The organism is Patescibacteria group bacterium, assembly GCA_041665585.1.
Classification (GTDB): Bacteria; Patescibacteriota; Gracilibacteria; order JAHISY01; family JAHISY01; genus JAHISY01.
On the sequence record JBAYIN010000001.1, the window covers coordinates 1 to 23,436 of the forward strand.

The 23,436-nt window shown below is 49.6% G+C and carries 26 protein-coding genes and 1 other RNA gene; 18 read left to right on the forward strand and 9 right to left on the reverse strand.

Annotated features, from left to right (window positions below; translation table 11 throughout):
* Nucleotides 1–132: 132 nt before the first annotated feature.
* Nucleotides 133–590, reverse strand: a transfer-messenger RNA (tmRNA) gene (gene ssrA / locus WCV72_00005).
* A gap of 285 nt (nt 591–875) precedes the next feature.
* On the opposite strand from ssrA, the gene WCV72_00010 reads away from it, so the two are divergent.
* Nucleotides 876–2,084, forward strand: coding sequence for an aminotransferase class III-fold pyridoxal phosphate-dependent enzyme (locus WCV72_00010; protein ID MFA6457761.1), 1,209 nt, complete (start codon nt 876–878; stop codon nt 2,082–2,084).
* 16 nt (nt 2,085–2,100) lie between these two features.
* On the opposite strand, the gene WCV72_00015 is transcribed toward WCV72_00010, so the two are convergent.
* Both WCV72_00015 and WCV72_00020 read right to left on the reverse strand, forming a co-directional pair.
* Nucleotides 2,101–2,340, reverse strand: coding sequence for a hypothetical protein (locus WCV72_00015; GenBank protein MFA6457762.1), 240 nt, complete (start codon nt 2,338–2,340; stop codon nt 2,101–2,103).
* A 22-nt stretch (nt 2,341–2,362) separates the two neighbouring features.
* Nucleotides 2,363–2,902, reverse strand: a complete 540-nt coding sequence (locus tag WCV72_00020) for a hypothetical protein (protein MFA6457763.1) — start codon at nt 2,900–2,902, stop codon at nt 2,363–2,365.
* Nucleotides 2,903–2,975: 73 nt separating this feature from the next.
* Here WCV72_00020 and WCV72_00025 point away from each other — a divergent pair, with 73 nt between their 5' ends.
* The 10 genes from WCV72_00025 (at nt 2,976) to WCV72_00070 (ending at nt 11,356) form a co-directional block, all read left to right on the forward strand.
* Nucleotides 2,976–4,046 carry a M20/M25/M40 family metallo-hydrolase gene (locus WCV72_00025; protein ID MFA6457764.1) on the forward strand — a complete coding sequence of 357 codons (1,071 nt, stop codon included), beginning with the start codon at nt 2,976–2,978 and terminating at the stop codon, nt 4,044–4,046.
* Between the two features lie 366 nt (nt 4,047–4,412).
* Nucleotides 4,413–5,276: an ATP phosphoribosyltransferase gene (hisG, locus tag WCV72_00030; GenBank protein MFA6457765.1), complete on the forward strand. Its 864-nt coding sequence runs from the start codon at nt 4,413–4,415 to the stop codon at nt 5,274–5,276.
* Between the two features lie 10 nt (nt 5,277–5,286).
* A complete protein-coding gene (locus tag WCV72_00035) occupies nt 5,287–5,496 on the forward strand; it encodes a hypothetical protein (GenBank protein ID MFA6457766.1) in 210 nt (69 codons plus the stop codon).
* A 6-nt stretch (nt 5,497–5,502) separates the two neighbouring features.
* Nucleotides 5,503–6,783, forward strand: a complete 1,281-nt coding sequence (gene hisD / locus WCV72_00040) for a histidinol dehydrogenase (GenBank protein MFA6457767.1) — start codon at nt 5,503–5,505, stop codon at nt 6,781–6,783.
* Nucleotides 6,770–7,846 carry a histidinol-phosphate transaminase gene (hisC, locus tag WCV72_00045; protein MFA6457768.1) on the forward strand — a complete coding sequence of 359 codons (1,077 nt, stop codon included), beginning with the start codon at nt 6,770–6,772 and terminating at the stop codon, nt 7,844–7,846. The genes hisD and hisC overlap by 14 nt, the downstream gene beginning before the upstream one ends.
* Nucleotides 7,843–8,253, forward strand: a complete 411-nt coding sequence (locus WCV72_00050; protein ID MFA6457769.1) for a four helix bundle protein — start codon at nt 7,843–7,845, stop codon at nt 8,251–8,253. Before hisC ends, WCV72_00050 begins: the two co-directional genes overlap by 4 nt.
* On the forward strand, nt 8,250–9,080 hold the full coding sequence (locus WCV72_00055; GenBank protein MFA6457770.1) for a histidinol-phosphatase: 831 nt from the start codon (nt 8,250–8,252) through the stop codon (nt 9,078–9,080). The genes WCV72_00050 and WCV72_00055 overlap by 4 nt, the downstream gene beginning before the upstream one ends.
* Before the next feature lie 100 nt (nt 9,081–9,180).
* Complete coding sequence (locus WCV72_00060) at nt 9,181–9,768, forward strand: riboflavin synthase (GenBank protein MFA6457771.1); 588 nt, start codon at nt 9,181–9,183, stop codon at nt 9,766–9,768.
* Nucleotides 9,765–10,181 (forward strand): 6,7-dimethyl-8-ribityllumazine synthase, encoded by a 417-nt coding sequence (gene ribH / locus WCV72_00065; GenBank protein ID MFA6457772.1) that lies wholly within the window; start codon nt 9,765–9,767, stop codon nt 10,179–10,181. The genes WCV72_00060 and ribH overlap by 4 nt, the downstream gene beginning before the upstream one ends.
* Nucleotides 10,178–11,356 (forward strand): phosphoglycerate kinase, encoded by a 1,179-nt coding sequence (locus tag WCV72_00070; protein ID MFA6457773.1) that lies wholly within the window; start codon nt 10,178–10,180, stop codon nt 11,354–11,356. Before ribH ends, WCV72_00070 begins: the two co-directional genes overlap by 4 nt.
* 8 nt (nt 11,357–11,364) lie before the next feature.
* On the opposite strand, the gene WCV72_00075 is transcribed toward WCV72_00070, so the two are convergent.
* The 3 genes from WCV72_00075 to WCV72_00085 are packed head-to-tail and all read right to left on the reverse strand — an operon-like array spanning nt 11,365 to nt 14,194.
* A complete protein-coding gene (locus WCV72_00075) occupies nt 11,365–11,640 on the reverse strand; it encodes an HU family DNA-binding protein (protein MFA6457774.1) in 276 nt (91 codons plus the stop codon).
* Nucleotides 11,641–11,691: 51 nt separating this feature from the next.
* Complete coding sequence (locus WCV72_00080; protein MFA6457775.1) at nt 11,692–12,444, reverse strand: hypothetical protein; 753 nt, start codon at nt 12,442–12,444, stop codon at nt 11,692–11,694.
* Between the two features lie 46 nt (nt 12,445–12,490).
* A complete protein-coding gene (locus WCV72_00085; GenBank protein MFA6457776.1) occupies nt 12,491–14,194 on the reverse strand; it encodes an S-layer homology domain-containing protein in 1,704 nt (567 codons plus the stop codon).
* A 61-nt stretch (nt 14,195–14,255) separates the two neighbouring features.
* On the opposite strand from WCV72_00085, the gene tsaE reads away from it, so the two are divergent.
* Nucleotides 14,256–14,684, forward strand: a complete 429-nt coding sequence (gene tsaE / locus WCV72_00090) for a tRNA (adenosine(37)-N6)-threonylcarbamoyltransferase complex ATPase subunit type 1 TsaE (GenBank protein MFA6457777.1) — start codon at nt 14,256–14,258, stop codon at nt 14,682–14,684.
* A gap of 14 nt (nt 14,685–14,698) precedes the next feature.
* Here the strand turns inward: tsaE and WCV72_00095 are convergent, their stop codons facing one another.
* Both WCV72_00095 and purL read right to left on the reverse strand, forming a co-directional pair.
* A complete protein-coding gene (locus tag WCV72_00095) occupies nt 14,699–15,697 on the reverse strand; it encodes a nucleotidyl transferase AbiEii/AbiGii toxin family protein (GenBank protein ID MFA6457778.1) in 999 nt (332 codons plus the stop codon).
* Between the two features lie 129 nt (nt 15,698–15,826).
* Nucleotides 15,827–18,100: a phosphoribosylformylglycinamidine synthase subunit PurL gene (purL, locus tag WCV72_00100; protein MFA6457779.1), complete on the reverse strand. Its 2,274-nt coding sequence runs from the start codon at nt 18,098–18,100 to the stop codon at nt 15,827–15,829.
* A 32-nt stretch (nt 18,101–18,132) separates the two neighbouring features.
* Here purL and WCV72_00105 point away from each other — a divergent pair, with 32 nt between their 5' ends.
* The 4 genes from WCV72_00105 to WCV72_00120 all read left to right on the forward strand — a co-directional run bounded on the left by WCV72_00105 (nt 18,133) and on the right by WCV72_00120 (nt 21,192).
* Nucleotides 18,133–18,696, forward strand: coding sequence for a DUF4112 domain-containing protein (locus WCV72_00105; protein ID MFA6457780.1), 564 nt, complete (start codon nt 18,133–18,135; stop codon nt 18,694–18,696).
* A gap of 73 nt (nt 18,697–18,769) precedes the next feature.
* Entirely contained in the window at nt 18,770–19,381 is a 612-nt protein-coding gene (locus WCV72_00110; GenBank protein MFA6457781.1) for a hypothetical protein, read from the forward strand.
* Complete coding sequence (locus WCV72_00115; protein MFA6457782.1) at nt 19,374–20,639, forward strand: replication-associated recombination protein A; 1,266 nt, start codon at nt 19,374–19,376, stop codon at nt 20,637–20,639. The genes WCV72_00110 and WCV72_00115 overlap by 8 nt, the downstream gene beginning before the upstream one ends.
* A gap of 25 nt (nt 20,640–20,664) precedes the next feature.
* Entirely contained in the window at nt 20,665–21,192 is a 528-nt protein-coding gene (locus WCV72_00120; GenBank protein MFA6457783.1) for a hypothetical protein, read from the forward strand.
* Nucleotides 21,193–21,318: 126 nt separating this feature from the next.
* Here WCV72_00120 and WCV72_00125 read toward each other — a convergent pair whose 3' ends face one another.
* Nucleotides 21,319–21,786: a hypothetical protein gene (locus WCV72_00125; GenBank protein MFA6457784.1), complete on the reverse strand. Its 468-nt coding sequence runs from the start codon at nt 21,784–21,786 to the stop codon at nt 21,319–21,321.
* A gap of 188 nt (nt 21,787–21,974) precedes the next feature.
* Here WCV72_00125 and efp point away from each other — a divergent pair, with 188 nt between their 5' ends.
* Complete coding sequence (gene efp, locus WCV72_00130) at nt 21,975–22,535, forward strand: elongation factor P (protein MFA6457785.1); 561 nt, start codon at nt 21,975–21,977, stop codon at nt 22,533–22,535.
* A 49-nt stretch (nt 22,536–22,584) separates the two neighbouring features.
* The gene (locus tag WCV72_00135; protein MFA6457786.1) at nt 22,585–23,436 is read left to right on the forward strand and encodes a lysophospholipid acyltransferase family protein; all 852 of its coding nucleotides are present in this window, start codon (nt 22,585–22,587) and stop codon (nt 23,434–23,436) included.

A 23,436-nucleotide genomic window follows, 5' to 3' on the forward strand; every position in this document is an offset into this window, starting at 1 on the left:
ATAGTTCAAATTTTACTTTGCTAAAACTGGCGAAGCCAGCCGAAGCTTGCGAACGAATTTTCAGCAGGCAATTGCGCGGGAACGAGTCCGCCTTCGCTGAAGCTACGGCGGACAGCCTTCGCAAGCGAAGGCTGGTGGAGGTGGCGAGAATTGAACTCGCGTCCAAAAAGTTGTCAGCGAAACATCTACAAACTTAGTACGCTTTAATTAAAATTTGAGAATAGAAAGCGAACGAAAAGCCCCGAAGGGGACCCATTGGGTCTCTCAAATTTTTTGCCCTAAATTTTCGCTAGTCCGACGGGCGGACGGATTCGCTATCCCGCTGAAGACGCTTGGCGAAACTCGCAGGAGAAATTTCGTAAGCGACGGCGAGCCGAAGCTCAAGCCGATTTACGCATAAGCTGGAATTCTGACCGGAGCAGCAAAAGCTGTTCGGACGGTTTTCGCGGCTGTGCGGACGCTGCGTTGAAAGCGGCGTGCAAGAAGATTATCTTTGGCAGATAAAGTTTGCGTCCCGGATATGACGGGAGAAACGCATCCCGTGATTGCAGTTTCGGCAACAAAGCCTTTTGTCGAAGCCTGGCACCCCCGATTCAGTTTTTAGTTCATAGCCCCGAAGGGGTCCCTTTGGGATTGATAGTTTTTAGACTACGAATTTAGAACTGAGCTTTCAAAGAGCAGATGCTTAGTTTAAGATATTTTTATCTAATTTTCAACCATATTTTTGGTGTCTCGGCTTGTTTGTTTTTGCTCGCGCGTTGCGGCTAAAGAATGATTGTAAAATTATTAAGAGCCGAAAGACTAATCAAGATTTAATTTTCAGCAGTTAGTCCTTATAATCCTTAAAGCTCCTTATAAACCTTATTTTCCTTCCCATGACAGAATCGGATTTCACAGCTGGCTTTTATGCCGACGACGCGCTTGCGATCATCGGCGGCGAAGGCGCGTTCGTTTTCGACACGACTGGCAAAAAATACATCGACTGCGTGGGCGGACACGGTGTCGCGAATCTCGGTCACGCGAATAAAAAAATCGCGACCGCAGTTCAGGCCGCCTGGGAAAATTTCGCCTTCACGACGGCGCGGCACCCGCACCCGCTTCGCGCCAAGTTTTTCGCAGCGCTCGCGGCCAAGATGCCTTTCAAGAAATCGAAATTTTTTCTCTGCAATTCCGGTGCGGAATCAGTCGAGGCGGCGCTCAAGATGGCGCGACTCGCGACTGGTCGTTCCAAAATTCTCGCCGCGAAACGCTCATTCCACGGGCGGACTTTCGGCGCGCTGTCCGCGACTTGGCGCCCCGAATTTCGCCAGCCTTTCGAGCCGCTCGTGCCAGACTTTGACTTCTTCGCTTTCAATAAAATCGAAACCCTGAAAGAGAAAATTGATGCCAAGACGGCGGCGGTGATTCTCGAAGTCGTGCAGGGTGAGGGTGGGATTTACCCAATCGATTCAGAATTTCTCGCGGGCGTGCGCAAGCTCTGTGATGAAAATGGCGCGCTGCTGATTCTCGACGAAGTGCAATCAGGCATTTGTCGTACGGGTAAATTTCTCGCGCTCGAAAACTTCGGCGGTCAGCCGGACATCGTTTGTATGGCGAAATCTTTGGGCGGTGGTTATCCGCTTGGTGCGACAGCTTTTCGTGCGGATCTCTTCGGCGATCAGAGCGTGCGCGGTCGTCACAATTCCACTTTCGGCGGATCGGTGCCGGCGTGTGCGGCTGGACTCGCGGCACTCGAATTTTGCGATGAGGAAAATTTGTGCGAGCAGGCGGCAGAGAAGGGCGCGTTTTTCAAAACTGAATTAGAAAAGCTTGTCCCCGCGAAGGCGGGGAACAATCCAGCAGTTAACCCCCGAGTTAACTCGGGGGTTAACGCCACCTCGAAGATCGCCGAAGTGCGGGGCATCGGTCTGATGCTCGCCGTCGAATTCAAAATTCCAGCGGGCGAAATTGTCGCGCAGATGGAGGAGGCGGGAGTTTTGGTGCTGCCGACTGGTCCGAAAGTAATTCGTTTTTTACCGCCGCTCGTTATTTCGAAAGAAGAGATTTCTGAAGTGGTCGCGGCACTGGCGAAAGTTTTGGCGTAAAAAATTTACGCAGAGGTTATTCGAGGGTGTTGCCGAATTTACCTGACAAGATTGAATGAATTTCGACTCTGCTTTCGTTAAAAATGCCCAATTTCCCAGGCTCGATTTCGAAAACCTGCCAGTCGTCAAGAGGATCATTGAGCACGGTTCCAATTTTTTCTCCGTCGAAATAAACATCAACAAGATTGAGCGTCTCGCCGCCAGTTTCTTTTTGATAGATGTAACCGAGAACTAGACTTGAGGTTTTTTTGTTCACAATTGCAGGTTAAAAATTCAACCTAAAAATTCTCAGCGATTGCCAAATAGTCTTTTAGTGCTTCTAGGCTGAGTTTTACCATGGTTGGAAATTGTTGGTTGAACTTGATGCCCATTGTTCCAAGCTGAAGATGTATTAGGGCATGATGTTCTTTTGCTGAGACAGATCCGTTGTGGTCACCATGCGAAGGAACAGCATTTGCGGTGAAGCGGCTAAGTCCTTCTATTTTTTCGTTGACCTTGACCATGTCGGGCTCGACACCTTCTTTGGGCTCAACAAGTGCGATAATCTCTTTCACAAGTGGAACAATCTGCGTGTGAACAGAGAGCGCTCTTTCGACACTCGTCTTTATTTCTCCGGCTAAAATTTCGGCATCCATGTTTTTGCAAAGGAGCGCGCTATCCAGACCCTCAACCACTTTTAGGTTTTCTTCTTTTTCTGCTAAAGCAATTGCGTCATCACAAAACTTAAGCCATTTTCCCAAAGCAGTCCTATCTCTTTGAATTATTTTTCGCTCGGGGAGTTGTTCGTCGGGGAGGTTTTTACTTGCGTCGGCGTTCATTAGTTCAGGGTTAAATTTTTTGAGTTGAGACTTTATCGTGGTAAAATTGTTTTGTCAACCCTACTGCATTCCCATGAATCCTGCCGAATTTCTCGAAAAAATCGTCTCGATTTACTCGCCCTCTGAGCGCGAGGATGAGCTCGCGAAATTTATCGCCGCGACCGCGCAAGACTTGGGTTTCGCGAAAACTTCAGTCGATCACTTCAGCAATGTCGTGCTCGAGATCGGTGCGCCGACTGCGCAGAAAACCATTCTTCTGCTCGGGCACATCGACACGGTGCGACCATTTTTGTCAGTCAAAATTAAAGACGGAAAATTATTCGGTCGTGGTGCGGTCGATGCGAAAGGTCCCTTCGCGACTTTCGTTTTCGCGGCGCTGGCGGCTGCTCCGCAACTCAAAAATACGAAAATTATCGTCGCGGGTGCGAGCCAGGAAGAGCAGCACGGCACGGGCGCGCGCGTGCTTGCCGAGAAATTTACCGCTCCTGATTTCATCGTGGTTGGCGAGCCGTCAGGCTTCACGGGCATCACGCTCGGCTACAAGGGCACTTTTTCGATGGAATTTTTCAAGCGCAAAAATTCAGCGCACTCCGCCAACGATTCCGAAAAAAACGCGATTGAGGAGGCGATTGATTTCACCCAAAAAATTAAAAAGTTTTGCGACGAATTCAATTCCGGCAAATCGATCTGGGAAGGCCTGCAACAGCGTGTCGTCAAATTCGTCTTTGACGAAGTGAATGGTGTTGAGCAGGTGAAGGTGCGTGTGAAATTTCGCACGCCAATCGGCTTCGACATCGCCGCGCTGAAAAAAGTCGTCGGCAAAAATTCGAAAGGTGGCGAGATTTCCTACCTGCAGAGCTGGGGCAGCGAGGAGGCTTGTCTCTCGCCCAAAAATTCGCCACTCGTCAAAGCTTTTCTCGCGGCGATTCGGGCGGAGGGCGGCGAGCCGGTTTTCAAAGTCAAAACCGGAACGGCGGATATGAATACACTGGTCAAAGCTTTTCCGGGCGTGCCGATTGTTTCCTATGGTCCGGGTGACAGCAATCTCGATCACACGCCGCAGGAACATATCGAGCTCGCCGAATTCGAAAAGGCGATTAAGATTTTGGAAAAAGTTTTGCTGAGGCTTGATGAGCGAGCATGAAAGGAGTTGAGTCTTAGCTAGCGAGATGAAAAAACGAACCTTTGGTTTTTTTAGACCAACTATTTTTTAGCAGCGAAAAATTTGGGGCGTAGGGAACGGACATGTCCGTTCCCTACAAACAGGATGGAGCCAAAATATATAGTTTGCCTTCAGGTTCTCGTGGGAATTTTAGTTGCGGGCTGGTAGAGATGTTGCATGCAATGTCTATACGACCACGACCTACGGTCGCGAAATTCGATTCCATATGACCAGCCCTTTTGACCTTTTACCTAAAAAATGCCAAAATTAAAGCCTCTCGCTTAGTTATATAATTAACAAGCGGGATTGCTTCTTCCGACATTTTCCGGAATCGCAATGACAAATACCATGACCACTCGTCTCAAAATCGCGCTCCAAAAAAAAGGTCGCCTCGCCGATGAGTCTTTCGCTCTGCTGCGCAAAATCGGACTCACTTTCGTCGCGAACGGACACTATTTAGTTTTGAAATGCACCGATTTTCCGGCGGATATTTTGCTTTTGCGTGATGACGACATTCCGGCTTTCGTCGCGCGCGGCTCGGCGGATCTCGGCATCGTCGGTCAAAATGTCGTGCGGGAGTCCGGCAAAAAAGTCCGCGAGATTGCGCCGCTCGGTTTCGGCGCGTGTCGGCTCGCCATCGCTGTTCCGAGAAATTCAAAATTCAAAAAAATCGCCGACCTCAAAAATTCCACGATCGCGACGGAATATCCCAACTCCACAAAAAAGTTTTTCCGCGAGCTCAAAATTCCGGTCAGTCTCGCTGAGCTTTCCGGCTCGGCTGAAATCGCGCCGGAGATGGGCGTCGCCGATGCGATTGCCGACATCGTCGATACGGGCACGACGCTCGAAGCGCACAATCTGATTCCGCTGGAGCCGCCGATTTTTCGCAGTGAAGCGATTCTCGTCGCCGATCCGAAACTCTCGTCTGCCAAAAAGAAATTGCTCGAAGACTTGATTGCGCGCATCGAAGCCGTCCAAAAAGCCAGCGACAAAAAATATGTCGTGCTGAATTGTTCCGAAAAAAACTTGGCGAAAATCGAAAAACTTTTGCCGGCACTCGAAGCGCCGACCATTCTCCCGCTCGCGAAAAAAGGCGAGTTCGCGCTCCAATCAGTCGCGACCGAAAAAGAATTTTGGGCGGCGCTGCCGCGGCTCAAAGCCGCTGGTGCGAAAGACATTCTGCTGCTCAATGTCGAGAAAATTGTTCTTTAATTTTTTTCCAATGCCAGCCAAAAAGTCTTCCGCCGAAAAAAGAGTCGCCGTCATCTTCAGCCTCTCGACCAAAATCCGGAATGAGCTGAACAAGAAAATTCCGACGGGCTATCGCAGCCAATTCGTCGAAAAATTACTCGAACGAGAATTCAGCAAAGTTTCGACTGAGAAAAAAGCGGTCACGAAAAAAACTCTGCTCGCCCGACTTTTCCAAAAATAATTCGCGATGCAAATCCAAAAACTGGCTTCGCTCTCGACCAAGGAGCGCGCCGCGATTCTCGCGCGCGGCGGCGCGGCTGCGCCTGCAATCAAAAAAACAGTTGGCGCGATTTTGCAAAAAATTCGGCAAGACGGGGAAGCGGCAGTACTCGCTTTCACCAAAAAATTTGATGGCATCGAATTAAAAGGCCTCGCAGTTTCGGCGAAAGAATTAAAGGCAGTTGACGAGAAGTCCGCCAAGTTCGATTTTCTGCGCGCGGCTGCGGTGAACATTCAGAAGTTCCACGAGAATCAGCTCGCCAATATTCGCGCTGAAAAAAAAGTTCAAACGGCGCCAGGAGTCCAAATTTGGCGCGAGTGGCGACCGATTGCGCGAGTCGGGATTTATGCGCCGGGCGGACTCGCGACTTATCCGAGCTCGGTTTTGATGCAGGCGATTCCAGCGCGGATCGCGGGCTGTACGGAAATTATTCTCGCGACTCCTCCGCGGAAAGACGGTTCGATTTCCGAAGTGGTCATCGCGGCGGCGAAGCTAGCGGGTGTGACGAAAATTCTCAAGGTCGGCGGAGCGCAGGCAATCGGCGCACTCGCTTTCCTCGAGAAGGTTGAGAAAATTACCGGACCAGGTAATCCCTGGGTGACCGAGGCGAAGTCCCAAATTTCATCCGAGATTCCGATCGACATGCCGGCGGGTCCGAGCGAGATTCTCATCTTGGCGGACGACTCGGCGGTGCCGCGATTTGTCGCGGCAGATTTGTTGAGTCAGGCGGAGCACGCCAGCGACTCGACCGCGTTACTCGTGACGACTTCCACCAAGCTTGCCAAGGCAGTTGCCCGCGAGCTTGTCTTACAAATTAAAAAATTGTCGCGTCGAGCAATCGCGCAAAAGAGTCTCGATTCGCGCGGTCGGATTCTCGTCGCGAAAAATCTGCCCAGCGCGCTCACTTTCGTGAACGAGTTCGCCGCAGAGCACCTCGAAATTTGTCTCACCGATTCAGAAAAAATTCTGCCGCAAATTCAAAACGCCGGTTCGATTTTTCTCGGCAATTTTTCCTCCGAGCCGGCGGGAGATTTTGCCACCGGCACGAATCATGTCTTGCCGACGGCCGGCTTCGCCCGCAATTTCGCGCCGCTGTCGGTCGAATCGTTTGGCAAAAAAATTCAGATTCAGAAAATTTCCAAGACCGGACTCGCCGCGATTCGCGCGACCTGCGAAAAATTCGGTGCAGTCGAAGGTCTCGACGCGCACGCGCGTTCAATTTCAATTCGTTTCGATGCCAAAAATTAATTTCACCAAGCTCGCCAAAAAATCCGTGCGCAGCAGCGCGGCTTATTCTTCAGCGCGTTCGCTCGTGCGCGAGGCTTCGATTTTTCTTGACGCGAATGAAAACGCTTTCGGTTCGGTTCTGCCCAAAATTTCGAATGTTGAGCTGTCGCGCTATCCGGATCCACTGGCAAAAAAATTGCGTGAGCAATTTGGCAAATTTGTCGGCGTTTCCGCAGACCAAGTTTTGGTCGGCAATGGTTCGGATGAAATTATTTGGCTTCTGCTTTTGGCTTTCGTCGAGGCAGGCCAAGAAATTCTGACTTTCGCGCCGACTTTCTCGATGTACCGCGTTTTCGCCGAGCTGCTCGGACTGCGCGTGCGTGAGGTCGCGCTCGAAGCGGATTACTCGCTTGATACCGCGAAACTCTTGAGGCAGATTTCCGCGAAGACCAAACTCATTTTTCTCTGCTCGCCTAATAATCCAACCGGGCAAGTTTTGCCGCGGGCGCAGCTGGAGCAAATTATCCGGACGGGTAAATTGGTGGTGCTCGATGAAGCGTACATCGAATTCGCGCCGGAGAAGTCAGCGGTCGCTTTGCTCCGCAAATTTCCGAATTTAATTATCCTGCGGACTTTCTCGAAAGCCTGGGGTTTGGCGGGACTCCGCGTCGGCTGCGGCTTGATGGATGCGGCGGCGATTGCCATTCTCCAAAAAGTTCGCGCGCCTTATTCAGTCGACGCGCTTTCCCAAAAACTCGCGCTTGACGCTTTGGCGAATTCTAAAAAAATGCAGGCAATGGTTAAAAAGATTTTGGCAGAGAAAGAAAAACTTGCCGCCAAACTTTGGGAACTGGGCTTGATTGTTTTCCCGAGTGATGCGAATTTTCTACTCGTGCGTTTTCCGGCGGAAGTCTCTGCTTCGCGCGTCCAGAAAAACTTGCTCGAAAAATTCGGCATCGTCGTACGAGATTTCTCACACAAAAAATTCCTCGAAAATTGTGTTCGCATTACAGTCGGCAATCCTAATGAGAATGAAGAGTTGTTAAGAGCCTTGAGGAGCTTTAAGGATTTGAGTTCAAAGTGAAATATGAGAATTCTTTTCGCAAGCTTATTGTTTGGCAGAGTGCCAAAAAATTGGTCATGCTTGTTTACCAAATCACTAAAAAATTTCCACGCGAAGAAATTTTTGGCATGACGAATCAAATAAGGAGAGCCGCAGTTTCAGTTTGCGCAAATATTGCGGAAGGAAATGCGCGCTCTGGCGAAAAAGAGAGAATTCAGTTTTTCAATTTTGCCAAAGCTTCTTTAGTAGAAGTGGACTGTTTGGGAGAATTGGCGTTCGAACAAAATTATTTTAGCCAAAAAGATTTTGATGAATTGCTTGAACTAATTAACAAGACTGCTTATCTATTGATAAGATTAAAAAACTCAAAGATCAATAATCTTGATAATCCTAAAAGCTCACAATTATCTTTAAAATCACACGAATGATCTTTGACTTTCACACACACACTCGACAACAAGACGGCGCGAATTCTGCGCGCGAAATGATTGAGACGGCGATTGCACAGGGAGTCGCGATTCTCGGAATTTCCGAGCACTCGCCGCGCTTGCCGGGATTCCGCTACGCCGATGATCCAGTCGGCGAAGTGCGCGGACTGGAAGGGTGGTCAGAATTTCTCGCGGAAATCGATCAGCTCAAAATCGAATACACCGACCGAATCGAAATTCTGAAGGGCTGTGAGGTGGACTGGCTCGGCGAGGAGAATTTGGACTGGGTGAAAAAACTACTCGCCGCTGGTAGCTTCGACTACACGATTGGTTCGGTGCATTTCCTCGGTCGCTGGGGTTTCGATTATTTGAAAGACTGGGAAAGTGGCTACAAAAAATTCGAAAACATTGAGGCAATTTACCGCGAGTATTTTCTCGAATACGCGCGCATGGTGCGCTCGGGCTTGTTCGACATCGCGGGTCATCTCGACCTTATTAAAAAATTTAACGACCAATTTCCGCTGTCCGAAAATTCCAACATTTTAGAATTGGCTGAGCCAGCTTTCGCCGCTTTAGAAAATTCTAAAATGGTGCTCGAAATTTCTTCCGCTGGTCTGACGAAGCCTTGCCAGGAATGGTATCCGTCGCTCGAATTGTTGCAGGCGGCAAACAGTCGCGGAATTCCAATTACCTTTAATTCCGACGCGCACTCTGTGAATCGGATTGCCGAAAACTTCGCGGCTGCTAAGGAGTTCGCGAAGTCAGCAGGGTATTCTGAAGTTGTGATTTTTCACGCGAGTGGTCGGCGCGAGGAGCTTAAAATTTAGATTGTCTAGAAGAAGATAAGCCTTTTAGGATGTTTGACGGTGTTAAAATAAAACTCCTTAATAATCCCTCAAGCTCTTAATTATCCTCATAGTCTCACCAATGTTCACAGGCATTATTACCGAACTCGGCGAAGTCAAAAAAATTTTTCGTGATGGCGAAAACACAGCCTTCACGATTGCTGCGCCGAAGACAGCGCGCACTTTGAAAATAGGTGATTCCATCGCGATCAATGGCGCGTGCCACACGGTCGTTCAGAAAATTAAAAATACTTTTGTCGTCGAGTCGATGCCGGAGACTTTGCGCCGGACGAATTTCGGCGATTTCGAAATTGGCTCGCAGGTAAATTTGGAGCGACCGGTCGGCGTGTCTGGTAGTTTCGACGGTCACTTCGTCTCGGGTCACATCGACGGTGTCGCGAAGATTCTCACAATTAAAAAGGACAAGAATTCCAAAATTTTCACGCTCGCGTTGCCGAAAAATCTGACGAAGTTCGTGGTCGAAAAGGGTTCCATTTCGCTCGACGGCATTTCGCTCACAGTCATCTCGATTCATGGCAATAAAATTGAGGTTGGGATTATTCCGCACACTTTGCAGGAAACCAATTTGGGAATCAGAAAAGTTGGTGAGCGGGTGAATGTTGAGGCGGACTTACTTGCGAAGCATGTCGCGAAATTAATTCGAAAATGAAATTTGCCATCATCACATCGCGATTCGCCGAGAAGGCCGGTGATGCGCTCGATATTTTGAACGCGAGCTGCGCGCAGAAATTGCGCGAACTGAAAGTTGATTTCGAAAAGTTCACCGTCCCGGGTGCGTTCGAGATTCCCACACTCGCTAAGCAAATTTTGCTTACCAAAAAGTTCGACGGCGTCATCGCGCTCGGCGTCGTCGTGCGTGGCGAGACAGCACACTTCGATTTCGTCGCGGGGAATTGCGCTCGCAAATTAGCTGACCTCGGAGTCGAATTCGCGCAGCCGGTAATCTTCGGTGTGCTGACGACCGAGACGACCGCACAGGCTTCAGCGCGCGCGGCGCGCGGCGCGGAGTTTGCGACGGCAGCTTTTGAGCTCGCACACGAACTTGCTAAAATCCGCGCGTGAACCTGAGAACACTGCGCGACGCCGAAAATTTGTCCGGAAAAAGAGTTTTGGTGCGCGCTGATTTCGATGTTCCGATTGAAAATGGTGTGGTCACAAATGCTTCACGCATTCAGGCGGCGCTGCCGACGCTCGAATTTCTCCGTTCTGTCAGCGCAAAAATAATTCTCCTTGCACATCTCGGTCGTCCCAAAAGCGCTACTGATGAAAACTTACGACTTGATCCGATCGCAGTGAGCTTGTCCGAGCTGCTCGGAATTCCAGTCAAAAAACTAGACGACTGCGTTGGTGTTTCAGTCGAGGCTGAAATTGCAAAAATGCAGCCAGGCGAAATAATCTTGCTTGAGAATACGCGCTTCCATGCAGGCGAAGAAGAAAATAGCTCTGAGTTTGTTGCTGAACTTGCGCGTCTCGGCGAAGTCTTCGTGAATGACGCTTTTGCCACCGCGCATCGTGCGCACGCTTCCAATTTTGGCATCGCGCAAATTTTGCCGAGTTACGCCGGTCTCTCGCTCGAAAAAGAAATTCAAAGCTTGTCGTCAGTTTTATTAAGTCCGAAAAAACCGCTCGTCTTGATTTTGGGTGGTGCGAAGATTGACACGAAGATTGGCGTCCTGCGCCAATTCGTCACGCTCGCCGATACGATTCTCCTCGGCGGTGGTCTCGCGAATACTTTTCTCGCGGCACAAAATTTCGCAGTCGGTGCGAGTCTGTACGAGCCGGAAAAATTAGAAACGGCGCGCGAGATTCTGGCGCTGGCTGCTAAATTTAACTGTGCAATCGTGCTGCCGAGTGACGCCGTTTGTGCGCCGGACTTCGACTCGCCGAGCCAAACATTCGAGACGACGGCAATTCCCGCAGAGCAAAAAATGCTCGACCTCGGGGCGGAGTCGATTGGTCAATTTTCCGAAATTATTCAAAACGCTGGAACGGTCGTCTGGAATGGACCGGTCGGAGTTTTCGAACAGGCGGCTTTCGCTGCGGGCACGCACGCGATTATTACCGCCTGTGCCGCGACCTCGGCGGACACGATTTTGGGTGGCGGCGACACGCTCGCTGCGCTCGCGCAATTCGCAATCCCGCTCACCAAATTCACGCATGTCTCGACGGGCGGGGGAGCGATGCTCGAATTACTCGAAAACAAAAAACTGCCTGCACTCGCAATTCTCGAAAAATAATTCGAAAACTAACGGATGGAATCTTTCAAAGTTTTGCCAGCGCGAAAGGCGGGCACTTTGAGTGCCGGGATTTCGATCCGCTGAGTCGGATCGCGCGGACTGACTCCGGAACGCGCGGCGCGTTTGCTCACGCGAAAAGTTCCGAAACCGGTGACAGTCACATTGTTGCCCTTCTTGAGCTCGACGGTAATCGTCGCGACGAGACCTTCCAAAACTTCGGCGACGAGCCGTTTACTCAAACCGAGCCGCTCGGCGAGCGCGTCGATGAGTTCTTGACGATTCATCGAAGGAGGTTAATTGTCCCAATTTTGGGCGACAAAAATTCAAAATGCAAATTAGGCGACCTGCCAATTCGTGATTGTGTCACCGCCGCGGATTTCCGTGTCCGGGAAGAGTGGCGCGACTTTTCCCCAGATCGCGCTCGCGACTTCTTTGATGGGCTGATTGGCGTTCACTTTTTCCCAGTCATATTTTTTCGCTAATTTCAAAAAACTGGCGCGCGCTTTCGCAATCAGTCGGTCGCTGGATTCGTGCAAGTGGACTTTTTCTTTGCCAATCAAGAAACGCTCGCCGTCAATCAAAACTTCGAGGTCGGGTTTTTGCAAAAATTTATTCACGCTTTCGAGCCAGTCGAGATCGGCACCTTTGGCAGCGCCCCAGGCGAGTCCGGTGCCGGTGTAGTCTTCGGCGACAATCGAAATTCCGCTCGCGAGCTTGCGACGAATCTGCGGGTCGAATTGGTAGCGATTCAGCGAATACCACATTTGCAGCTCTTCCTCGCTGACTTTTTGCCTGAGCTCCGGAGTCGAGATGGGTTGCCGCCGAAAGGAAATCGCGGGTTTGCGTTTCGGATTCGGTCGGCGCACTTTCGTACCCTCGAAAAACTCAATCATCGATTGGACGCTGTGCCGTTGTTTGCCGCGCAGAATTTCATTCAGCATTTTGCCGGTCGGATCGAGGTCGTAGAGCGGATATTTGAAATACTCGACGCGCACGCCGCGCCCAATCAGTCGCTGTACCAAGAGCGAAGTTTGGGTGCTTTTGCCAATGTTATTAATTCCGTAAACGGCGATAAATTTTCCACGCATCGGACACCCATTTTACTCGAAAAATTTGGTGCGCGGAAAATTAAATTTAAAGACTATCCGAATAGGCACTTGCTCCCGTCACGCGCAACATGAGCACACGGTAAATCGTCTCGGCGACTTCAGCGCGCGTCACGCCACTCGTTCCTTCAAACAAGTTCGAAGGGAGCGGGAAGATATTTTTGAGCTTCGAATAATTCGCGAAAGCTGAATACCAGTCATCCGCCGGGACATCCGGGTAGGGATTTTCGCTCACGCTATCGGGCGAGATGCCAGCCGCGAAGAGCAGAATTTTCAAATACTCGGCGCGATTGATCGTGTTGCTCGGGCGGAAAGTGCTGTCAGGATAGCCATTCGCGATTCCGTGCATGACGGCTGTTCCGACAAAGTCGGCGTACCACTGCTCGTTGCTGGTATCTTTGAAGCCGAGTGCCGGGTTTTGGTCCATGGCAATTCCAAATCCCAGAATCAACATTTTGAGCGCCTCGACACGATTCACAGTTTTCGCCGGTTTGAAGCTGCCGTCATCGTATCCGCCGACGATTCCATTTTCTTTTAGATATTTGATGGCTTTGGCGTTCTCGTGGTTTGAGTCGACATCGCTGAAAATTTCCTCAGCACTAATTGTCTCGACAACTTCTGGTGTCTCGACGACCTCCGGAGTTTCTGTGGTTAAGTTAGTGTTAGTGATAGTGTTAGTGTTAGTTTCAGTGATAGTGTTGGTTGTGTCCGTGGTCGGAGTTTCAGTTGGTGTCGTGACAGTGGCGGAAGCATCAGCGACAGTCGTGGTCGTGACGGTTTCCGTGCTTGTGTTCGCCCCCGCATCGGTCGTCGTGGTTGTGGTCGTCGTTGTTTCGCTCGCGTGGAGATCACTCGGAGTTGTATTGCCGGAAGTGTCCGTGACGAGATAACGCTGCACCCAGAGCATCGGATTGATGGTATTCGCGATGGCGCCCGCCTGACCGATGCCAGCCGATACGCCGTCGAAGAAGCTCACACCGGCGGCGGCGCAGTCTGCGCTCGTGAACGGCCACCAGGGATGCCACGGCGCACTGTCTTTGTCGATTTGAAAATGCAAATGCGGCGTGGTCGAGGTACCGCTGCTGCCGGACTGACCGACGACTTGACCGCGTGTCACGATGTCGCCGACATTCACACCTGTCGCGGAGAGATGCGCGTAAGCGGAATAAAGCGTGACCGTTTCATTCGCATCGAGACTTGGCACATTGGGGTGTTTGACGACGATGTGCATGCCGAAGCCGCTCGAAGCTGCCGCGACTTTCACGACCTTGCCATTCGCGACGGCATGGACGGGCGTACCCGTCGGCGCGCGGATGTCGATGGCGAGATGGCTGCCCTGATATTCTTTGCTGCCGGATTCGTAGCTGCCCATGTACGGTACGGCGAAAGTCACCAATTTGTTGGCGAGATTTTTGTCAGCTCTCCAATTCAAATCCGCGACCATCACACCGAAAGCCGCCGGATCATAATTCGGCAGAGGTAGCATTTTTTCGAGTGGAATCTGCGCGGCGAGCAGCGTCGAGCGACCGCCGATGTCCGTCCAGTCGGGAACTTCCGTAATCGGCAGGCTCGTTCCGTCGAATGGTGCGGGTTGCTCGAGGTCGAGAACCGAAGCCATGAAATTCCCGGTCGATTCACCGAAGACGCCGACGACTGCGGTGATTACGAGCGTCACCGCGAGCGCATTGAGGGCGTGCTTATGTGCGCGGTAAAAGTTCCAAAAGTTTTGCATTTTTTTGTATTAAAATTTGTTTTGGTTTTTCTAAATCTGTTCATTTTACCATTTTTCCCCTGTGAAATCAATCTACCAAACCAGCGATGCGGAGGCGACGGAGGCACTCGGTGAGTCGCTCGCGCCGGAGCTGCGTGGGCAAAAAGTTTTTCTCTTCGGCGATCTCGGTCTCGGCAAGACGACTCTGCTCCGTGGGCTCGCGCGTGGTCTCGGGCTGAAGTCCAAAATCAAATCTCCGACTTTCGTCGGCGAGCATGTCCACCAAATTTCCACCGACGAGAAATTAATTCACCTCGACCTGTACCGCGCCGAATCTTTGGAGGTCGAGAAAGTTGAGAGACTGCAGGAATTATTCGCTTCGCGAGATACAGTCGTCGTCGAGTGGAGCGAGCGTCTGCCGAAAAAACTTCTCCCAAAAAAAAGAATCGAGCTGCGATTCAGTGAGCTGAAGAGCGGGGAGAGGAAGATTGGGGTAATGAAAATTTTATGAGTTTTTTGTCTTTTTCATGCCTCTAATTTTCCTATGGTTTTTGTAAAGCTTGCGACCAGTTCATCAGCCGCTGGAAACTTGTAGGATTCTGTAATGCCCTTAGTCATGCGTTTTATTTTTTCAGTGTCAGAAGAGTTCGCCATGCTTTTAATATTAGAAGTAATAATTCTAAATATTTTTTCAAAAAATTCATTTTTGTTGGCAAGTATTTTGGTTTTTGCCCATAGAGTCTGGTTTTTGTCAGAAGGACTTTCTTCCAGCAACCTTAATTTAAAAAGCCGTGTTAATTCTGAACCTGAAATACCCAGAATTGGTTCTATAAACCAAACATCAAAAATATCTTTTAACCTAGAAATTCTACTTTGCTCGTCCGGGCTTCCTAACCTATTGAGTGATGAGTAAACTTTATTGGCAAGATTATTTGATAGTTGAGGTACAGTGATGGGGCCCAGTTTCAATTCTCCTTGGTCCACAAAATTATGATATACAGGTAAATCAATCGGGTTCAAAAAGGTTGTTTTTTTTGCAGTTGATACTTCGGTTTTTATTGTGACGTCTTCCCAATTTATAAATTTCGGGATAGTAATGCTTCCTTTCACGCTCCCAAGTCTTTCTCCTGACAAATCTGTCGGCTCTCTTAGTCTGGAAATTTTTGGTTCGAAACCATAATCCGACCCATAAACAGAAACAATTTTTTCGCGGACACCGTTAGCAGCTTCTTTCAGTATCAATTCGTAGTTTCTAAGTGGCGTTAGTCCATTCTTTTTGTAAAATCGACTATCTGCTTCGAAATCAATATCGGGAGTATATCTTGGAAAATTTGGTATATGTCCTTTCCTGATGGATATCCCTCCGATAATCACTGGTTTTTTTATTTCACCTGCCTCCATAGATGTATGAACTTCATTAATAACGGAGGCTATTATGCCTATAAAATAGTCTCGGACTACTCTTAACTCATCAATTTTTTCGGACTTACTTATAGCGGTGATGTTTGAAGACAGGTCTATCATCGATGATGGCAAAATTAATGCTTGTGTATGATACAACATAATTAAAAATTGTAAATGCTGATTCTACACAAGCGGAATAGCGACCTTAAAGTAAAATGGCGAGTAGTTTTAATTTGCCACAAGAGATAATTATTCTCTCCACATTTTCCTAAAACTCTCCTCCCAGATTTTTTCCCAATCGTGCCGCGGCGCAGAATTCACCGCGCCGACTTTCGCAATCCTCACGCCAAATTTCGTTGCGAGCGTTTTTAGTTTCGCGAGATTGGCGGGCGTGATTTCGAGTAAAAAGCCTGGATTTTCCGAGAACAATTCGGCGTTCGAAAGTCCCGAGAGCTCGAAGCCGAAATTTGTGCCGAAGCTGGATTCCGCTGCTGCGACTGCGACGCCGCCGCGATGCAGGTCGCGATTCGAGACCAGGAATTTGCGCGCCGCCAAAACAAACTTAATTTCTTTGGCGAACATTTTCGCGTCGAATTCAAAGGCGGAACCAAAATTATCGCCAAGTGCTTTCTCCAGTTCGCTGCCGCCGAGATTTTCGCTGCGCTTGCCGATGAGGATTAGGAGATTGCCTGCGGCTTGGAATTTTTGCGGGACGAATTTCGCGGCGTCGTTTAATTTCCCGACACACGCCACGAGTGCGCTCGGATTGATCGAGTCGCGACCATTTTCATTGTAGAGGCTGACATTGCCGCTGACGAAAGGTGTGCCAAAAAGTTCGGCTGTGTTTCGCAAGCCTTCGATCGCAGCGACGAATTCACCCATTTGCGCAGGTTTCTCGGGATTGCCGAAATTCAAGCAGTCGGTGAGGGCGAGCGGCTGCGCGCCGAGCGCGACGACATTCGCGACTGATTCAGCGACGGCGTGCTCCGCTTGCAGTTTGGCGGAGTATTTGCCGAGGCTGGCATCGCCGCCTGTGCCGATCGTGATGCCGATTTTTTTCAATTCGTCCGGCGCAGTCGTATTCACAAGCGGACGAATGATCGCGCTGCCGCCACAGCCCGCGTCACGCAGCGTTCCACCTTGGACTTGCTTGTCGTATTTTTCGTAGATCGGTTTGCGCGAAGAGATATTTTCGCTCGCGAGTAATTTCCGCAGAGCTTCCTCGATGTTTATTCTCGTGAAATCAAAACTTACCGCAGGAAACACTTTATTTTCAGGCACGAACGCGCGGTCGTAGAGCAGACCCTCGGTCAGGACTCTCGCGGGGGCGTCGATGACTTTCGTGCCGCCGAATTTCAAAACGAAATTGCCGCGCGTCACTTTGCCGACGACACTCGCGCGGGCTCCATTTGAGACAGTCGGCAGTGCCCATTTTTCATTGTAGTTGGCGAGAATCAGCGGTGTGATTTTCGGATCGCAAACCCAGCAAAAGCGTTCCTGCGTCTCGGCAGCGGCGATGATTTGCGGAGGGAGATTTTTTTCGCCGACATGAATTTTTTCCAGGTCGATTTCCGCGCCGAAATTATTGCGGTCGAGTTGCTCGACGCTCGCGCAGACATTGCCGCCCGCGCCCATGTCTTTGAAGCTCACTTTGCCCAAAAGTTTCCGGCGCTTCAATTCACCGAATAAATCGTAAGTCGAGGCGAGCAACATTCGCTCCAAAAACGGATTCGGTTCTTGCACCGCGCCTTTATTCGTCTCAGCATCTTCTTCTCTTAGCTCGCCGCTCGCGAAGCTCGCACCACCGAAGCCACTGCGGTCGGTCGCTTTGCCGATGATGATGATGTCGTATTTTTTGTCAGCTGCTTCAGCGGGCGCGAAGGAATGAATAATTTCATCGTCACTCAGGACGCCGAGCGCAATCACATTCACGAGACAGTTGGAATCAAAACTTTTTTCGAATTCGATGTCGCCGCCGAGATTCGGCACGCCGAGCGGATTGCCGTAACCCGCGATGCCCGCGACGACTTCGCGCGCGAGCCAGCGATTCGTGGGCTTCTCGATTGCGCCAAAACGCAGCACATCGAGACAGCCAATCACACGCGCGCCCATACAGAGAATGTCGCGGACGATGCCGCCGACACCAGTCGCCGCGCCTTCGAAAGGCACGATTTGGCTCGGGTGGTTGTGGCTCTCGTGACCGATGACGAGTCCCCATTTTTTGCCTGTTTTCTCTTTGGCAATTTCGACAATGCCCGCATCTTCGCCCGGTCCGAGAATTACAGATTTTCCGCGCGTCGGCAGTTTTTTCAAATAATTGCGACTAGAACGGTAGCTGCAGTGTTCGCTGCCCTGAATGCCCAAAATCGTCAGCTCGGTGAGCGTGAGTGGTCGCCCGATTTTCTTTTGAAAATATCTTGCCTCGTCGATTTTGAGCGCGATGCGATTTTGCACTAAAAATTTTTCCGCCTCTTTTTCGGGCGAATTCTCGAAATCGAAAACGGGCTCAACATGTTTTTTCACGCAAGAGATTTTATCACGCTAAAATTATCTCGATGACTAGCCCAAGCACCCCCGAAAAAAATTTCCCGGAGAATCTGCCACCAGCCGAGCTCCTGCGCCGCGACTTCGAAAATCAAAAACTCGCGGTGCACCAGCGGACGATTGAGCAGCTCCAAAAAATCGCGGGCGCGGAGGCGCGCGTGCGGACTTTCGCGAAATTGATGGATAAATACGGCGTGGATGTACTCGTCGGACTTTTTCCCGAAATCGGCGACGCCGCGAGCTCGACGATTGCCGGAATCTATCTGCTCTTCGAAGCGCAAAAAGCCGAGCTCTCGAAATTCGCTTGTCTCAAAATCATCGGGCTGCAGACCGCGGATTTTTTCGTCGGGGCAGTGCCAATCGCGGGCGATGTTTTGGATTATCTTTTCAAGGCGAATAAATGGTCGGCGGAACTTTTCGCCCAGAAAAAAGCGGAGGTGATTGCGAAGGCCCGCGCGGCGGGAATTCCGGAAAACGAAATCGCTATGATTGATCAATCAGCGGAAAAATTGCCGCAACTCGCGCAAAGAATTGTCTCGGCGGTGATGGAGCAGAATGCGGAAAAATTGATTTGAATTTTGGGTTTTAACCTAGCTGTAAAAAAGCTCAGTGAAGATTTTTTAGCTTTGCTAAAATCTGCCGCTCCCCATGGATCAAGCTGAAAAAATTTCGATTTTGATTTCCCACTGCAGCTTTCCCCAAAAGTTGGCCCAGGAAACGCGTCGTGCAGTTGCGGCGGCACTTGGTCGCGACTGTGCAGTCAAAGTCCTTTGCCCCTCTCAGCACGAAAGATTTATCACCAAGCAAGAAAGACAGCAGGGGCTGAATTGGCCGAGGCAAAAAACAGCTGAAGTTTTGCTGAAAATAATTCAACGGCGCCAAGTGTCAATTTTGCTCGCTTCGGACCCAGTGATCGATTCGGTCAGGGGCTGTTTGCCGGCCGAGCTGAAAGTTGGAAAACTTGGGAGCAGCCCTTACGCCCAGCTAGATTTATTGCCAAAACAAATTGAGAGAATATTCACTGAAAAAGGCACGGCCTTTAATCAGAAACGATTCGATCTTGAATTTGTGGTTTTGAAAACAGAAATACTAAAATGGATGTCGATTAAGGTCGCGAAGCTACGCGCCAGCCTTTTACAGTGTCATTTGGGCACAGGACTACCGCTAAAGAATTTTAATTTGCAGTTGGCTCACTTACTTGCGGAGGAGGAGAAGATTCAGCGCTTGCTCGACGAGCTAGAGACTAAAAAAAATGCCTAAAAAAATTCCTCAGACCGACGATCTTTTCGAGCAGGGTTTTCGCGCGGAACTCGAAAAATCCGCACCGCTCGCTGACCGCATGCGCCCGCGGGATTTCGCTGATTTCGTCGGGCAGCAAAAAATCGTCGGCACGGGTTCACCGCTGCGCAAGCAGATCGAGTCCGACTCGCTCGCTTCGCTCGTTTTCTGGGGACCGCCGGGCAGCGGCAAGACGACGCTCGCGAAAATTATTTCCGTCAAAACCAACTCCTACTTTCAGCCGATGTCGGCGATTGGTTTCGCGACGGCGGAATTTCGCAAAACGATTCAGCAAATTCTCGAGCGGCGGAAAATGCAAAAGCAAAAAACGATTCTCTTCATCGACGAAATTCACCGCCTCAACCGCGCCCAGCAGGATCAGCTTTTGCCCTATCTCGAGAAAGGCGTGATTACTCTGATTGGCGCGACGACGGAGAATCCGAGCTTCGAGCTGAATTCGGCGATTCTTTCGCGCTCGCAAGTTTATGTTTTGAATTCGCTTGCGCTGGCTGACCTCAAAATCCTCGCGCAAAATGCGCTCCAAAATTCCGAACGCGGACTCGGAAAATTCGCCCTGGAATTCGCGGACGACGCGCTCGACCGGATTTGCGAACTCGCGAATGGCGACGCGCGCATTCTTTTCAACATTCTCGAGCGCGCGGCTTTCTCCGTCGATGGGCAAAAAATCGACCTCGCCTTCGTCGAAAAATTAGTCGCGAATCTCGTCCTGTTCTACGATAAAAAAGGTGAGGAACATTACAATCTGATTTCTGCGCTGCACAAATCGATGCGCGACGGCGATGAGGACGCGGCGCTTTATTGGCTCGTCAGAATGCTCGAGGGCGGCGAGGATCCGCTCTACATCGCGCGACGCGTCGTGCGTTTCGCGTCGGAAGATGTCGGACTCGCCGATCCGGTCGCTCTCCAGATTGCTTTGGCAGCGAAGCAAACTGTCGAATTCCTCGGACTGCCGGAAGCCGACACTGCGCTCGGGCAGGCGGTGGTTTACTGCGCGCGGGCGCAGAAGTCGAATTCAGTTTATGTCGCACTCAGACAGGTACGCGCCGACATTCAAAAATTCGGCAATCTGCCCGTGCCACTCGACCTGCGCAATGCGCCGACCAAGCTGATGCAGGAATTAGATTACGGCAAAAATTATAAATATTTTCACAACGACCCGAGTGCCGCGCAGCAACAACACTTACCCGACGAGCTCAAAGGTCGGAAATATTTGAAATAAAATTAACTCTTTTGATCTCAGCAAAATGGAATCGCGCGAAAAATTTGCAGAAATCACGGCTGAAATAGAAAATCATCCAAAAGTGATTGAAGTAGTTTGGGCAGACAATCCACTCTCTTTTTTTATTGATCCGACTTGTTTTAAAGAAGAATTTCGTGAATTTATTCCTGGCTCACAGAAAGTGATCGATATGTTTTTGAGGGGATATTATATCCGCGACAAATTTGTAAACGAATGGGAAAGACGAGAATATTTAAAGTTTTTTTATCAAAAATTTCCTGATGATTATCACTTTTACCAGCAACATCACATTTTAAGGAAGGCAAATGTTCTGATGCTAACAGTGAGGGTGGTCCGTAAACTTGTCGAATATTATCTCGGTAAAAACAGGCAGGAATTGGAAAAACTTGTCAACGAAATACCACCTATGCCGGAAAATATTCGGATGAAAGAAGAAGAAAATGTTTGTGATTTGGAAATTGAGTACGCGCTTTCCGTGCGTGTGGCAATTACAAACATAATGGAGTGTCTTCCAGCAGCATCGAAAAAATAAAAAAAGTTAACCCACCACTTAAGTGGTGGGTTAACGACGCGGTGCGCATCAAGGCTTAATGCTCAAAAAAATTAAAACACTGGAAATTCGCGCAGCTCAAACCTCGGATTAGCTTCGAAATTCGCGTTACGAAATCTGCTGTGGCGTGCCAGTCGTTTTGTCCGAGTCTTTGAACAGGGCGGCGACGAAATTTGCGAGCGCGATTCCGCCGAGCGCGACGAATCCGCCGATGATCACATTCGGGACATAATGCAAGACGCTGTCGAGGAAGCTGGCGATTTTGGGCAGACCAAACATATTTACTGCTGTCACGAAAATGACGGTCAGGACCAATAATTTAAAAATAATTCCTCGGTGACTTTGTTTAAAAAAATTCGCCACGCCGGTTTTTGTGAGCCAGCGTTTCAGTCGTATGACGGGTGCGGTTTTGCCGGTGAGCCAGACAAAAATTTTTCCGGCGAGCCAACCAAGAGTTAAAACAAAAAATCCTTCGACGATATTGGGGAAAGTATCGACGAGGGCGAGCCAGAGCTGACCGAGTGATTCCCGGACATTTTCGACGAGGCTCTGGAAAAAAGAAGGGGCGGGAAGCATCTTGGGATTTAAGAACCGAACAAAAAATTAGTTCAGGGGAATTTTAAAGCTCTTGGCGGATTTGTCAAAATAGGGCGTTTGCGCGCGGCTCGGCAAAAGAACAGCACGGCGTTTTGTTGACGAAAGCACTTAAAAATTGTGCTAAAATCCCGCGGCTCGCATTTCAGCAGCAATCTTAATTTTCTAAAATGTACGAAATCGCTGACCTCAAAATCGGCACGAATATCGCCATCGACGGCGAACCGTTTCGCATCGTCTGGAATCAATTCAGCAAAACTGGTCGGCAGGGTGGCGTGATGGCGGTCAAAATGAAGAATTTGCTGAACGGTAAAGTCATTCCCAAGACCTTCCAGGGCGCGGACAAAATCACGCCGGCGGAGATCATGATGAAAACGGCGCAGTTTCTCTACAAAGATGCGATGGGTTTCAACTTCATGAATCTGGAAGACTTCGAGCAATTCGCACTTTCGGAGGATGCGGTCGGCGCTGCCGGACAATTTCTCCAAGACGGCGAGGAATATGATTTGATGTATTTCGACGGCACGCCGATCAATGTCAACTTGCCAATCAAAATGGAATTCACAGTCAAAGAGACGATGCCGGGCGTGAAAGGCGACACCGCTTCGGGCGGCAGCAAACCAGCCTTGCTCGACTGCGGTATCACGGTCGCCGTGCCACTCTTCATTTCCGAAGGTGAAAAAATCCGCATCAATACGGACACCTTGGATTATGTCGAGCGCGCGAATTAAATTTCCAAAATAGGAGAATTTGTTAGAATGACGACTTCTATTTTTTAAAATGACAGAAAAGGAACCACAACGGATTTCACTGCGAGAGCAATTACTCTTCTATCGCAAATTTATTTGGAGCGTTTTTGTGCACTCCGCCAAGGCGAGCTTGGTTGGATCTTGCAATAAAAATATTGCGCCGGAAGAAGTCGTGCATAAATCTTCTAACTACGGACTTCAGTCTTCGGAAGAAATTAATCGCTATTTGGAGCAAAAAATGGGACTTCAAATAAAAGTTGAAGGGGCAGAGAATCTTCCTCCTGAGCCAGTGATTTTTCTTTTGCGACATATAACTTGGTGGGATTCGATTGGCTTACCTGATGTTTTGCAAAACCGATTTGGTCGTGAACAAGCTTTTAGTTTTTTAACAAAACAAGAATATTTCAAATATCCACTGTTTGGCTCAGCACTTAGCAAGTCTGGCCAGATTCCGATTGACCGTAAAGAAAAGGGCGGTGAAGCTTTGCGTGAAAAAATGCGTGAAGCTATAGAGAAGATTCAGCACGATGTTTTGGTTTTTGTTGAGTCGACACGAATGCCTCCAGGTTATTGGGCTCCAGGAGAATGGTATACCAGCAAGCCGGTCTCGCTTGGGAAAATCGGAGCGCCACTTGTTCCGGTCTATATTTATGCCACCGGAGTTGGTCGTAAAGAGTTTCAAGATCCTCGCAAACCGCGGAATAGAATTGTCCGAAATTCGACCAATACGATTATTTTTGGGAAGCCCTTGGAAGCCGCTCAAATTCAGGACGGTGCTCTTTCTGATTTTATATTCACGAACATTAAAAAATATGAACTATCAGCGGGTCAGGAGCTAGGCGTATTCGATCCAAAAAAGAGAAAATATCTCAATCGATCTTAA

Bases quoted from the DNA above. Each gene is read 5' to 3' on its own strand.
- WCV72_00125 (MFA6457784.1), bottom strand. From the start codon at position 21,786: ATGCTTCCCGCCCCTTCTTTTTTCCAGAGCCTCGTCGAAAATGTCCGG.
- WCV72_00095 (MFA6457778.1), bottom strand. From the start codon at position 15,697: ATGATAGACCTGTCTTCAAACATCACCGCTATAAGTAAGTCCGAAAAA.
- WCV72_00075 (MFA6457774.1), bottom strand. From the start codon at position 11,640: ATGAATCGTCAAGAACTCATCGACGCGCTCGCCGAGCGGCTCGGTTTG.
- WCV72_00120 (MFA6457783.1), top strand. From the start codon at position 20,665: ATGGAATCGCGCGAAAAATTTGCAGAAATCACGGCTGAAATAGAAAAT.
- hisG (MFA6457765.1), top strand. From the start codon at position 4,413: ATGACCACTCGTCTCAAAATCGCGCTCCAAAAAAAAGGTCGCCTCGCC.
- WCV72_00085 (MFA6457776.1), bottom strand. From the start codon at position 14,194: ATGCAAAACTTTTGGAACTTTTACCGCGCACATAAGCACGCCCTCAAT.
- hisD (MFA6457767.1), top strand. From the start codon at position 5,503: ATGCAAATCCAAAAACTGGCTTCGCTCTCGACCAAGGAGCGCGCCGCG.
- WCV72_00060 (MFA6457771.1), top strand. From the start codon at position 9,181: ATGTTCACAGGCATTATTACCGAACTCGGCGAAGTCAAAAAAATTTTT.
- WCV72_00080 (MFA6457775.1), bottom strand. From the start codon at position 12,444: ATGCGTGGAAAATTTATCGCCGTTTACGGAATTAATAACATTGGCAAA.
- WCV72_00020 (MFA6457763.1), bottom strand. From the start codon at position 2,902: ATGAACGCCGACGCAAGTAAAAACCTCCCCGACGAACAACTCCCCGAG.
- WCV72_00035 (MFA6457766.1), top strand. From the start codon at position 5,287: ATGCCAGCCAAAAAGTCTTCCGCCGAAAAAAGAGTCGCCGTCATCTTC.
- efp (MFA6457785.1), top strand. From the start codon at position 21,975: ATGTACGAAATCGCTGACCTCAAAATCGGCACGAATATCGCCATCGAC.
- hisC (MFA6457768.1), top strand. From the start codon at position 6,770: ATGCCAAAAATTAATTTCACCAAGCTCGCCAAAAAATCCGTGCGCAGC.
- WCV72_00010 (MFA6457761.1), top strand. From the start codon at position 876: ATGACAGAATCGGATTTCACAGCTGGCTTTTATGCCGACGACGCGCTT.
- WCV72_00055 (MFA6457770.1), top strand. From the start codon at position 8,250: ATGATCTTTGACTTTCACACACACACTCGACAACAAGACGGCGCGAAT.
- WCV72_00105 (MFA6457780.1), top strand. From the start codon at position 18,133: ATGACTAGCCCAAGCACCCCCGAAAAAAATTTCCCGGAGAATCTGCCA.
- WCV72_00025 (MFA6457764.1), top strand. From the start codon at position 2,976: ATGAATCCTGCCGAATTTCTCGAAAAAATCGTCTCGATTTACTCGCCC.
- WCV72_00135 (MFA6457786.1), top strand. From the start codon at position 22,585: ATGACAGAAAAGGAACCACAACGGATTTCACTGCGAGAGCAATTACTC.
- ribH (MFA6457772.1), top strand. From the start codon at position 9,765: ATGAAATTTGCCATCATCACATCGCGATTCGCCGAGAAGGCCGGTGAT.
- WCV72_00115 (MFA6457782.1), top strand. From the start codon at position 19,374: ATGCCTAAAAAAATTCCTCAGACCGACGATCTTTTCGAGCAGGGTTTT.
- WCV72_00110 (MFA6457781.1), top strand. From the start codon at position 18,770: ATGGATCAAGCTGAAAAAATTTCGATTTTGATTTCCCACTGCAGCTTT.